Raw genomic sequence first — 12,560 nt, 5'->3', positions numbered from 1 at the left:
ATTCTTTTTATTATTACTCATGAAATATCCCCCCTGTTCCCTATTATTATGGAACAAGAGCTCACTTTTCATTACGGGAATTATTGTCACCCGTCCTATAATGATGGAGTAAACCATTAATTTCACCGCCAAGTAAAATGACCCATCCAGTCAAATAAAACCATAACATTAAAATAATAATACCACCGAGACCACCATATGTATTGGCGTAATTCGCAAACTTATCTACATAATAAGCAAATGAGTACGATACCACAATCCATCCCACAGTAGCAAATGTTGCTCCTGAAATGACTTCTCTTCTTTTTAACTTTCGATCTGGTGCAAATGTATATAAAAAACTAAACAATGCAAATAGCACGAAAAAACTCGCTACTAATCGCGTAATACTCCACACGTAAGAAAAACTATCCGATAACCCAATTGCTTTAAATACCGCTGCTCCAATGACTTGTCCAAACACTGGAACAATTAGCGCAAACACAATCATAAAAATAATCGCTAATGTAAACACAATGGATAAAGCTCTCGTTTTAATAAAGGAACGTGTTTCTGTTACATCATACGCACGATTAAAAGCATTCATAACCGCATTTACCCCGTTTGAAGCAAACCATAGCATTGATAATAAACCAAATGATAATAAACCACCATTTTGCTCATTTACAACTTTATCAACGTTTACTTCAATTAAAGACATTGCATCTTCGGGTACGTACGGTTCTAATAAGTTGAGCACACTTTCTGTTTGAAGGTCAATGAATCCAAGAAGCGTAATTAAGAAAACAAGCCCAGGAAAAATCGCAAGCAAGAAGAAATAAGCGAGCTGTGCTGCCAAGCCCGCTACATCATCGCGCATCGTCCGGTCATACAAATCTTTACCAAACGAATAAGTACGATTTCTTCTCACCTTTTCTAAAATTTTTCTCATATATGTTTAAACGCTTTTCTTCTCTTCTTTATCTTGCTTCAACTCAATGTACGCTTCAGTTTTTTTTTCCTCTACATTTGAGTCTTTCATAAATAGTTCACGCGCTTCTTTCATACCGCCCTCTTCAGCAACTATTGGCTCTTCTTCTGCTTTCAGCTCATCTACCTTTGAAGATACAGCTTGAATTTCAATCGTTTCTGGCTTCTCTGCTGGCTCAACCTTTTTCTTACTAAAAATTTCTTTCGTTTCTTTTAACGTCTCTACAACAGACGGCGTCAATTTTTTAATTTCTGCTACTTTCGCTTTTACTACATTGAAGTCAGCGAGTTCGCGTCCTTTATCTGTAACAGTTTGCACTTTTTCTTTTATCTTCGCATTTTCACCGATTTCAATCATCTTTGTTTTTGCTTTTTCCGCAGTATTTTTTACTTTTTCACGGTTTTCCTTCTTCAACATAGATACAGCCACACCTGCAGCTACACCAATCGCAATGTTTCGAGCAATATTATTTTTCTTTGCCATATTCCTTCACCCTTTCATTTCTTATGTTAGAAAGTATTTCTTTCTAAGCTTCCTCATATTCCTTGTTCATTTCGAATGAAAGCTAATAGCTTTGCACACCCTTCTGTTACAAGGTCATATACTTCTTGGAAATTCCCTGTATAGTAAGGGTCGGGAACGTCTGTCCAGCCACCGTCTGGAACAAAATCGGACAGTCTACCAATATAGCCTCCAGTTTTACCTAAACTTTTTAAATCTGCTATATTCTTGTTGTCCATGGCAATAATATAATCAAACTTTGTTAAGTCTTCTTTTTCTACTTGCCTTGCTTTAATTCCTTCAAAAGTGACTGCATTTTCTTTTAAAATTTTTTGTGTTCCTTTATGTGGCGGATGGCCAACATGCCAATCTCCAGTTCCTGCAGAATCAATGACAATTTTCTCCTCGAGTCCCTCTTTTACGACAAGATCTCGAAAAATTGCTTCTGCCATCGGTGAACGGCAAATGTTCCCAAGACAAACAAACAATACTTGAACCATATTTTTGTTCTTCCCTTCTTGGTGCATTTCTTTATATATACTTATAGTATAAACAACCAATTATTAATTATAAAGGAAATCCCTACTAATTTAATAGGATTGAAAAGATTCATTAACGAAAATGATAAAAAATGTTAAGATATCCTTATGTTATTTTAAAGGGGGACACTTCGGTGGATTTATCCGTAAAGTCAGAAGAAAACGTTGAATATATGGTCGAAGCTATTAAAGAAAAATTACGTATGGTTAATGCTGGAGCGATGAGAGCTGCTAGCTTTAATGAAGAAATGTACGAAGACTTACGTGACATTTATGAGCATGTTATGAAACGTGAAACATTCAGCATCAGTGAAATGCAAGCTATTACAGAAGAATTAGGTACATTAATTAAAAAGTAAAAAAAGCCTCGTTTATATGAGGCTTTTTTTTATTTCCAACAAATTCATGACAACTCTTCTCTTTCCCTCAACCAACTGTAAAATACTGTACAATGGAAGTAGAACCTCACCTTAGATTTTTTCTCCATACATACTACTCACAAATAATAGCAACACTACCATTGCTAACTGTTTTTACTGGAGGTGCTTACTTATGAGCAATTGGTACAGTAAGACGAAAGATCAAACATTAATCGACTTAGAAACAAACGAACAACACGGTTTAACAGATGAAATCGTAAATGAACGTTTAAAGCAATACGGTTCTAATGAATTAGCTACAAAACAAAAACGCACGTTATGGCAGCGTATTTTCGCCCAAATTAATGACGTCCTCGTATATGTCCTTATTATTGCTGCCCTTATTTCTGCCTTTGTAGGTGAATGGGCTGATGCAAGTATTATCGCGCTCGTTGTAGTTTTAAACGCTGTTATCGGTGTCATCCAAGAATCGAAAGCAGAACAAGCTTTAGAGGCATTGAAAAAGATGGCGACACCTAAAGCTATCGTCAAGCGAGATGGTGAACTAAAAGAAATTCCATCTGAACAAGTCGTTCCAGGTGATATTGTCATGCTGGATGCAGGACGTTATATCCCATGTGATTTACGGCTTATCGAAACCGCAAATTTGAAAGTTGAAGAATCTGCTCTAACTGGTGAATCCGTCCCTGTTGATAAAGATGCAATTTACCACCCTTCTATGCAAAGCGATGAGCAAGTACCACTGGGCGATCAAAAAAATATGGCCTTTATGTCGACACTAGTAACATATGGGCGCGGAGTCGGTGTCGCTGTTGAAACGGGAATGAACTCACAAATTGGTAAGATTGCTACCCTTTTACATGAAGCCGACGATGATATGACACCACTTCAAAAGAGCTTAGCACAAGTCGGAAAGTATTTAGGCTTTGTCGCTGTATCTATTTGCGTCATTATGTTTATCATCGGTTTTTTACAAGGACGAGATACTTTAGAAATGTTTATGACTGCTATTAGTTTAGCCGTTGCAGCTATTCCAGAAGGCTTGCCGGCTATCGTTTCCATCGTTCTTGCAATTGGTGTGCAGCGAATGATTAAACAAAATGTTATCATTCGTAAACTACCAGCTGTCGAAGCTCTCGGTTCTGTCACAATTATTTGTTCAGATAAAACAGGTACGTTAACGCAAAATAAAATGACCGTTACTCACTTTTATAGTGATAACACATACGACCACTTAGAAAACTTAAATGTAAATAATGATGTACAACGTCTATTGTTAGAAAATATGGTGCTATGCAACGATGCGTCTTACGGTTCCGATTCACAAACAGGGGACCCTACAGAAATCGCCCTTCTTGTTGCCGGAAACACTTTTAACATGCAAAAAGATCATTTAGAAAAGATACATGAACGCGTTAACGAGCTGCCTTTCGATTCAGATCGTAAAATGATGTCAACCGTTCATACATACGATGAAAGCTACTATAGCATGACAAAAGGTGCTATTGATAAACTCTTACCTCGATGTACCCACATATTTAAAAACGGTAAAATCGAGGTTCTAACAGATGCTAATAAAAATCAAATATTAGAAGCTGCCGGGGCAATGTCTCAAGAGGCTTTAAGAGTACTTTCATTTGCATTTAAACAATACAATTCAAACGATGTGGTTATAGATCATCTTGAAGAAAATCTCATCTTTATTGGTCTTGTCGGTATGATTGATCCACCGCGAACTGAAGTAAAAGATTCAATTACAGAATGTAAAAAGGCCGGTATTCGCACAGTTATGATTACTGGTGACCATAAAGATACCGCCTTTGCAATTGCCAAAGAACTTGGCATTGCTGAAGACATATCTGAAATTATGATTGGAACTGAATTAGATAACATTTCAGATACAGAGCTAGCAAGCAAAATTGATCACTTAAATGTATTCGCTAGGGTCTCTCCAGAGCATAAAGTAAAGATTGTAAAAGCATTACGTGCAAAAGGAAATATCGTTTCTATGACTGGTGATGGTGTCAATGATGCTCCATCTTTAAAGCAGGCTGATGTTGGCGTAGCGATGGGCATTACAGGAACAGACGTTGCAAAAGGGGCAGCGGATGTAGTGTTAACAGATGATAATTTCTCATCTATAGTGAAAGCTGTTGAGGAAGGTAGAAATATTTATCGTAACATAAAAAAATCAATTCTCTTCCTACTCTCTTGTAACTTTGGAGAAATTATCGCTTTATTTTTAGCTATTTTACTCGGTTGGGCAACACCACTACGACCTATTCACATTTTGTGGGTCAATTTGATTACAGATACACTGCCTGCATTATCACTTGGGGTTGACCCTGAAGATCCAGATGTGATGAAGGAAAAACCACGACATGCGAAAGAAAGCTTATTTAGTGGTAGCGTTCCTTTTCTTATTTTCAATGGAGTTGTCATTGGACTTTTAACGCTAACAGCCTTTATCATCGGGGCAAAATTCTATACCGGAGATACAAATTTATTTCCTCTTTTCCCAGAGAAAATTGATGAAGATGCTCTATTACACGCTCAAACAATGGCATTTGTCGTTCTTAGTTTTTCTCAGCTCGTTCATTCATTTAACTTGCGTTCAAGAACGAAATCCATTTTTTCAATTGGGATCTTTACAAATAAATATTTAGTCTTCTCCCTTCTTATCGGTGTTCTTATGCAAGTGTGTATTATCTCCATCCCACCTCTTGCAAATATATTCGGTGTACATGCATTAACGATGCGAGATTGGGGATTTGTTCTCTTCTTAAGTATCATTCCACTTGTTGTGAATGAGATTATTAAATTAGTAAAGAGAAACTAAAAGGCAATGAGGATTATTCCTCATTGCCTTTTCATTTATTTCACTATTTGTGGGAGATGTCCCCGCTGATTAAAGTTTCACTTTATCCTTGTAATTCTTTTTTTATGTTCTCTGTTAACGTAGCCATACGCTTGCGGCTTTCTTCGCGCTCACGTTTATTTTGCTCTTCAATTTGTTGTGTTTCTTGCATACCTCTTGAAATAATGTTCCAAGTTTCCTCAAGTGTTTCCATCTTAATACTAGAAGAACCTGATAATCTCGCTACTTCCACACTTTGCGTTGCGATATTTTGTGCATTTTTCTTAAGTAATTCATTTGTGCGGCGATCAAGTTCAGCCATAGAATCTGCAACAAGCTTTTGACGTTTCGCATTTACCGCTTGAATAATACCATTTTTAAAGATAGGAATCGTTGTAATAAATGCTGTATTGATTTTACCAATTAATTTATTATTACCACGTTGAACCATACGAATTTGTGGTGCTGTAAGTAGCGCAACCATACGTGCTTTTTCTAAATCATCAATACGCTGCTCTAAAATTTCAACAGAGTTTTTCAGTGATTCTAATTCAATACCTGCTAATTGGTCATTGTTACGCACACGCTCTTCGTACATTGGAACCAACTCTGTATTTAAACGCTCTAATAACATTTCCCCTGCTACTACATACTTTTCTAAGTCTAAATAATATTTCAAATTTTGCTCATATAAACCATCTAACGTACCGATTGATTTTTTCATTTCATCTTGATACTTTGTAATTTCTACGTATACTTTATCCATTTCGCGACCCATTGTTTGGTACTTACTAAAGATCTGTTCAATCATTTTATCAGCTTTTTTGAACATGCGTGAGAAGAAACCGCTTTTCTCTTCCGCAAAGTCTTTGCTATCGAATCTGTCCATAATTTTACCAAGCTGTTTTAATAATTCTCCAGAGTCTTCTATTTTTGATAAAGACATTGTATGTAAAATTTGATCAGCGAAACGTGAAATTTCCATAGATGGTTCTTTTCCAAGCTCGATTAATTCTAACTGATCTTTAATATCTACTGCATTATAAATACGTTGTACTTCTGCATCTTGTCTAAGTTGTAAACGAACATCTTGTGCCGTTTGCTCATTTAATTCTGTTTTCGAATCTAGTATGACTGGGTTATTCATATGGTATTCTCCCTTTCCTTATAAAAATGGACGAAATAGTCCTTTTATTGTTTGTGATAAATTTTTATAGGCTGATGAACCATGAAACTCAAGATCGAAATTAACTTCTTCAAGCCAATGGGAATCAAATGCTCCTGCTTCAATATACGGTTCGATATCGTTTCTTCCCGTTGGATTGAAATGGAATACATCTACTCCAATTTGATTTAAAAATAGTAATAAAACAGCATCTGAACGGCTTAATTCTCCGCTCTTCTCATTATTAAATATAACAATTTTCGGTACTTCTTGCGAGTAATCAAATTTCTCAAGTTGCTCTAAAATGTTCGGCGGTATTTGAGAAAGCTGTGCGAAAACATACAGTGCTACATCTTGTTTCGTCTCTTTCGCAATGGGTTTACACATTTCACTTTCGCACGTATGGATGATCGCCTCTGCAATACCATGTTGCAATCCTTCTGGCAAACGTTTATGTGGCCACCAATGACTGTTCATAATTAAATCAGGGTGTAATTTCCCCCCGCGGTCTAACGCATCTCGGTAATGATATTGGAAATTCGCTTTTTGTTCTTTCGTAAACGGAAATGTATTAATTAATAAACTGTTATCAAATGATGTAATAGCCTTTAATCGCTGAAAATATTCTTTATCATTTTTTGAGACACCTGATATTTTCGCAAATAAAGAAGGGATATAAATGTGTTTATTTTCAACAAAGAATGTTGGACGCACAAATGCCTTTTCTTTCGTAATTAAAAAGAGTTCATCATACGTTGTTTTGAGCGTACGAGCTACAGGCGTATAGGAACGAAATTGCCATGGCTTGTACAGCAGTGAGTTATCGTGGTGAAGTACTTGTTCAATTTCTTTTGAAGCCTGATACGCTACTGTCGCAACTCGCTCACGGCGGCGATCTGGAAATGGCTCAAGAGAAATGCGACCTGGATGAGACACAACAAAACTTCTTCCTTCCTCATCAACATTCTCAAATCCATCTTTTCCTTCTGGGTGATAATAAAGTACATCGCAACCGAGCATAATAAGAAAGTATAAGAAATATATACGGCTTTCCTGTGCATCACCGTACCAAATAATGCGCGGCATTTGTTTCTTATAATTAATCGTAGAGAACCACTTCGCTACGTAATTGTCACTTAACTTAATCATATCGATTAAGAAACGACGGAACCCTTCTGTTTTTAATGATTGGTTATGTTGTTTTTCATACAATTTCAATACAGAAATAAACGTCGTATGTATATAATGCTGTAAGTCAGGATTGTCTACTTGTGGTAATAGTTGTTTTCCAGACAGATGGGCGACAAGCCTATTTACTGTAAGGCCATTCGGTGCTTCTTGATGTAATGTAAAAACCTCTTGAATATGGCGCAGTTTTTCGGGATCAATCACCTTATTTAAATTTTGTTCATGCAAAACCACGATTCCTTTCACTTCGCTATAATCAAATAGCTCATTGAAATATTCATCTACATCATTAGGAACACCAAGAATACGAGTTGCTATATAACTAAACTTCATCTCATTCTCTGTCAGTTCATATTGTGGGCGTTTTTCTAAAAGCGCTTCAAATTGCTTTAAATCTGATTCGTCTTTTAATGCACATGGTTGAAGTGTAAAACGTGAAAACACAACAGTTCACCTCCAAAAACATTTACTTTTTTTATAAAGTCTCTCTTCTATTATAAACTATTTTTAGTTATAAAAAATGGGCGCTCGCATAACGAGCAAACCCATTTCAATTATTTATGATTATTTTTAGTAGCTGCAACTTCTTCTTTAGCTTGTCCAGAATTCTTCATGTAGTGAAGTATAAACGTTGCTCCAAATGCTACAACTAAAATGATAAAGAATAGCATATGACTTATTTCAATATGAATAACAGACAGTAACATTTTTGCTGCAATAATTAAGATTAAAATATATGCTGTCGTTTCAAGTTCTGGAATACGCTCTAACAATTTTAAGAATACACCAGCGATACCACGCATCATTAAAATACCGAGCATTCCACCTAATAATAGAATCCAAACTTCATTTGATACACCAAATGCAGCAAGTACGCTATCTACAGAGAACGCGATATCCATTAATTCAACCATCGCAACTGTTCCCCAGAAGACGCCAAACATTCTGAAGAGAATACTGTTTTGGTTCATACCATGAGCTTCCTCTTCTTCTGCATTACCTTTTCTTTTATCAATGAAGTATTTAATTGAAAGCCAAGCTAAGTAAAGTGCACCTAACACTTTTACCCAAGCTAATTTAATTAAGAACATTCCAATTCCAATCGCAATAAATCGGAATACATAAGCTCCAATAAGTCCATAGAATAATGCCTTTTTACGTTTTTCTTCCGGAAGGTGTTTTACCATTACTGCTAATACAAGTGCATTATCAGCAGATAACAAACCTTCAAGTACAACAAGTGTACCTATTAATCCCCAAGATACTGGATCTTGCAACACTTTAATCCACATGTCCAAGTCGAAAAACTGAGCATACGTATCAAGGATCCCTTGCAAAATACTCATCTTACCTTTATCCCCTATTCTTTGCTAGATTTATAGAAAGGTCAAAAAAAGGAAACGAATATCGTTTCCCTTCTTATGCATCCAAGCCATACGCTCTTACAAGCGCACCTAAGCCACCTTGGAAACCGCTTCCTACTGCATTAAACTTCCACTGTCCATTATGACGGTATAATTCACAAAAGACAACTGCTGTTTCAATGGAGAAATCTTCCCCTAAATCAAAACGAAGAACTTCTTCACTAGTTTCTTCATTCGCTAAACGAACGAATGCGTTTCCAACTTGTCCAAAGTTTTGATTACGGCCTTCTCCATCATAAATTGTAACTGTAATAGCAATTTTGTGCACATCTGCCGGAACTTTCTTTAAGTCCACAACAAGTTGTTCATCATCGCCTTCACCTTCACCTGTCCGGTTATCCCCTGTATGCAGAACAGATCCACAAGGAGACTGTAAATTATTATAGAAAATAAAATCGGTTTCCTTCGTACATTTTCCGTTCGCATCTAATAGGAATGCTGATGCATCTAAATCGAAATCTGATCCACCGTCATAAGATTTAATATCCCATCCAAGACCAATTACTGCTTTTGTTAAGCCAGGGCTTGTCTTACCTAAATCAATCTTCTGTCCTTTTTGCAATTGAATAACCATTTATATTCACCTCTATATTTTATATCTTTAAAAATATATCCATCAGTAAACACCTGTTTCACCGATGGATATATAAAATCTATTACTCTACATCTAAACCGAAATTATTACATAGAGATGCTAATCCGCCCTGGAACCCACTTCCGATTGCATTGAACTTCCAGTCACCTGCATGACGGTATAATTCCCCTACTACAACAGCTGTTTCAATAGAGAAATCTTCTCCTAAATCGTAACGAATTAACTCTGCATTCTTTTCTTCATCTAAAATACGTACGAAAGAGTTAGAAACTTGTCCGAAGTTTTGGCTACGACCTTCTCCATCGTAAATTGTGATTGAGAAACAAATACGTTCGATATGTGCAGGTACATTTTTTAAATCTACTTTAATCGATTCGTCATCGCCTTCACCTTCACCAGTTCGGTTATCTCCTAAATGCTCGACAGCACCATTCGCACCTTTTGGATTATTATAGAAGACGAAATCCTCTGCACCTGAAACTTTACCGTTAGCACCTACTAAGAAAATACTAACATCTAAATCGAAATCGTTTTGTCCGTCATAACGATTCGTATCCCAACCAAGTCCTACAAGAACTTTTGAAAGACCTGGATTTGTTTTTGTTAAGTCTACCTTTTGTCCTTTTTTCAATGAAATTGATGCCATATTCAATTCCTCCTCGGTTTATTTTATTAATAACGTGATACAATCTCACTTAAGTTTTTATCTTGTGTGCCTTCTCCAACAGCTGAAAACTTCCATTCACTTCCGTGGCGATACATTTCACCTGCAATTAGAGTCGTTTTGCCAGCATAATTATCCGATAAATTATAGCGTGCTAATTCTTCACCAGTTTGCGGGTTTTGAATACGAATATATGCATTACGAATCATCCCGAAATCTTGACGACGATTTACACAGTCATAAATATTTACAACGAATACTAAACGATTAATACGGCTTGGAACTTTATGTAATTCTACGAAAATTGTTTCGTCGTCACCAGCGCCTTCACCTGTTAAATTATCTCCTGAATGAATAATACTACCACAAGTAGAAAGTTTGTTTCCGAAGTAAACTAAATCGTTTTTGTTTAAAAAGCGATCCCCTTCTAACATAACAACAGATGCATCACAATCTACATTTGGTTTACTTCCAAATAATGAAGACAGAAACCCACCTGATTGTCCAATTGGATCCCAGCCTAAGCCAACCTGTAGTTTTGCTACTTTTGGTTGTCCTTTCGTTAAATCGATCTTTTGACCTTTTTCTAAAATAATAGGCATGAAGTTTCTTCCTTTCTACAAAGCATTTTCCAAATCGGAAAATATTGTATTCTCCCCTTATATTGTAGCATTATTTACCTAGTGATAAAAAGGATAAATTCTCAGTTATATGAAAACATTCATATAACTTATTTATGCTAATGTAAGAAGTGGTAAATAGCACCAACCATTCCTGCGCAATTTCCGTTTTGTGCAAGTTCAATCTCACAATTATTATAAATCTCTTTATTTAAATATTTTTCTACCTCTCCTTTTACTTCTTTTAAGAACTGCTTTCCCCTATCAGTAATTCCTCCACCTATAACAATCATTTCTGGATTAAAAATATAAGCAAGGTTACTAATTCCAATCGCTAAATGTTTAAAGAAAACCTCAACTGCTTGCGTAACTTCTCTATCTCCTTTATCATACAGTTCGAAAATCGTTTTTCCATTCCAATCACTTTCACCTTTATATTTTCGCACAAGACAAATTAACCCTGAAATGGAAGCGACCTCTTCAAACGGCCTTCCTTCTATCAACATATTTCCCCATTCGCCAGCACTAAACGAATGCCCCCTATATAAATCTCCATCTATAAAAATTGCTCCTCCAATACCAGTTCCAAGAGTAAGCATAATAAAATTTCTTTTTCGGTTTCCAATACCTTTCCATTTCTCTCCCAAAGCTGCACAATTCACATCATTTTCAATGGACACCGGAACTTGTAATACCCTTTGCAATCTATCAATAATAGGAATAGTCGCGTAGTTCGGAATATGCTCCACCCCTCCCGTTACAACCCCTTTATGAATATTAACAATTCCCGCAGTACTAATACCAATTCCCGAAATCGTATGCTCATTCATTAATTTTTTGGATAGAAGAATAAGTTTTTGAATGATTTGTTCCCCGCCCAAATGAATTTCTGTTGAAACTGTTTTATGCTTTAATACCGTCCCTGTTTCTGAAACAATCCCATATTTAATTTGCGTACCACCAATATCAAATGCAATATATTCTTTCATCTGCTGTCACTTCCTCTACTGTAATGAGTGTAAAATTCCCACCACTCTACTATTATAAAGAATTTACACTAACTCTTTTCTCTCTTCAGAAATACACCACCTTTTTCTATATATAGTTTTTTTTGCATAAAACTCTTTTTCCTATGAAATATTACAAAGGGATGTATTTTAGATGGAATATTAATTTTCAGGAGGAAATCAATGACAAAAATCTTCATTTTAGCATCAACTCTTTCTTTATCTTTTTTTAGTGGTTTAAATATCGGTAATGCAGCAACAGACAACTTCTCTCCAGTAACAAATGCGATTGTACAAAATAACGATCATTTAGCAGAAGGCAACTCAAAAGATAATAATAAACCACCAGAAAACAATGGTTCTCAGGACGATAGTGGTTCTGGCGGCAATGACTCGGGTGGCAACGGTTCTGGTGGCAATGGCTCGGGTGGCAATGGTTCTGGCGACAACGGCTCTGGCGGCAGCGGTTCTGGCGGCAATGGCTCGGGTGGCAATGGTTCTGGCGACAACGGTTCCGGTGGTAACGGTTCTGGTGGCAATGGTTCTGGCGGCAGCGGTTCTGGTGGTAGCGGTTCTGGTGGTAGCGGTTCTGGTGGTAACGGTTCTGGTGGTAACGGTTCTGGTGGTAACGGTTCTGGTGGTAACGGTTC

Annotated in this window: 12 protein-coding genes and 1 pseudogene; 3 read left to right on the top strand and 10 right to left on the bottom strand. The window is 36.5% G+C overall.

Annotation, left to right across the window (positions count from 1 at the left end; translation table 11 throughout):
- Window positions 1-61: 61 nt before the first annotated feature.
- From CER22_RS21845 to CER22_RS21835, 3 genes are read right to left on the bottom strand one after another with little or no spacing between them, the layout of a single operon-like run.
- Window positions 62-931, bottom strand: a complete 870-nt coding sequence (locus CER22_RS21845; RefSeq protein WP_001226530.1) for a YihY/virulence factor BrkB family protein — start codon at window positions 929-931, stop codon at window positions 62-64.
- Between the two features lie 6 nt (window positions 932-937).
- Complete coding sequence (locus CER22_RS21840; RefSeq protein ID WP_001085384.1) at window positions 938-1,453, bottom strand: DUF4075 domain-containing protein; 516 nt, start codon at window positions 1,451-1,453, stop codon at window positions 938-940.
- A 53-nt stretch (window positions 1,454-1,506) separates the two neighbouring features.
- Entirely contained in the window at window positions 1,507-1,971 is a 465-nt protein-coding gene (locus CER22_RS21835; RefSeq protein ID WP_000250910.1) for a low molecular weight protein-tyrosine-phosphatase, read from the bottom strand.
- Between the two features lie 173 nt (window positions 1,972-2,144).
- On the opposite strand from CER22_RS21835, the gene CER22_RS21830 reads away from it, so the two are divergent.
- Both CER22_RS21830 and CER22_RS21825 read left to right on the top strand, forming a co-directional pair.
- Window positions 2,145-2,369: a DUF1128 domain-containing protein gene (locus CER22_RS21830; protein WP_000366197.1), complete on the top strand. Its 225-nt coding sequence runs from the start codon at window positions 2,145-2,147 to the stop codon at window positions 2,367-2,369.
- A gap of 193 nt (window positions 2,370-2,562) precedes the next feature.
- A complete protein-coding gene (locus CER22_RS21825; protein ID WP_088061627.1) occupies window positions 2,563-5,229 on the top strand; it encodes a cation-translocating P-type ATPase in 2,667 nt (888 codons plus the stop codon).
- An 82-nt stretch (window positions 5,230-5,311) separates the two neighbouring features.
- On the opposite strand, the gene CER22_RS21820 is transcribed toward CER22_RS21825, so the two are convergent.
- From CER22_RS21820 to CER22_RS21790, 7 genes are all read right to left on the bottom strand, one after another.
- Window positions 5,312-6,394 carry a toxic anion resistance protein gene (locus tag CER22_RS21820; RefSeq protein ID WP_001064402.1) on the bottom strand — a complete coding sequence of 361 codons (1,083 nt, stop codon included), beginning with the start codon at window positions 6,392-6,394 and terminating at the stop codon, window positions 5,312-5,314.
- A gap of 18 nt (window positions 6,395-6,412) precedes the next feature.
- On the bottom strand, window positions 6,413-8,044 hold the full coding sequence (locus CER22_RS21815) for a YceG family protein (protein ID WP_000492830.1): 1,632 nt from the start codon (window positions 8,042-8,044) through the stop codon (window positions 6,413-6,415).
- Window positions 8,045-8,154: 110 nt separating this feature from the next.
- Window positions 8,155-8,946 carry a TerC family protein gene (locus CER22_RS21810; RefSeq protein ID WP_000025692.1) on the bottom strand — a complete coding sequence of 264 codons (792 nt, stop codon included), beginning with the start codon at window positions 8,944-8,946 and terminating at the stop codon, window positions 8,155-8,157.
- 73 nt (window positions 8,947-9,019) lie between these two features.
- On the bottom strand, window positions 9,020-9,598 hold the full coding sequence (locus CER22_RS21805) for a TerD family protein (protein ID WP_000236650.1): 579 nt from the start codon (window positions 9,596-9,598) through the stop codon (window positions 9,020-9,022).
- A gap of 82 nt (window positions 9,599-9,680) precedes the next feature.
- A complete protein-coding gene (locus CER22_RS21800; protein WP_000146727.1) occupies window positions 9,681-10,265 on the bottom strand; it encodes a TerD family protein in 585 nt (194 codons plus the stop codon).
- A 26-nt stretch (window positions 10,266-10,291) separates the two neighbouring features.
- Window positions 10,292-10,885 (bottom strand): TerD family protein, encoded by a 594-nt coding sequence (locus tag CER22_RS21795; RefSeq protein ID WP_001121585.1) that lies wholly within the window; start codon window positions 10,883-10,885, stop codon window positions 10,292-10,294.
- Window positions 10,886-11,022: 137 nt separating this feature from the next.
- The gene (locus tag CER22_RS21790; protein ID WP_088609560.1) at window positions 11,023-11,892 is read right to left on the bottom strand and encodes an ROK family protein; all 870 of its coding nucleotides are present in this window, start codon (window positions 11,890-11,892) and stop codon (window positions 11,023-11,025) included.
- Between the two features lie 201 nt (window positions 11,893-12,093).
- On the opposite strand from CER22_RS21790, the pseudogene CER22_RS21780 reads away from it, so the two are divergent.
- Window positions 12,094-12,560, top strand: a pseudogene (locus CER22_RS21780) (cell wall anchor protein); the annotation flags it as partial.

The sequence above is a fragment of the Bacillus sp. K2I17 genome, from assembly GCF_002209985.1.
GTDB classification, from domain to species: Bacteria; Bacillota; Bacilli; order Bacillales; family Bacillaceae_G; genus Bacillus_A; species Bacillus_A wiedmannii.
Note: the sequence above shows the minus strand (reverse complement) of the source record. Positions and strands in the feature narration are given on the sequence as shown.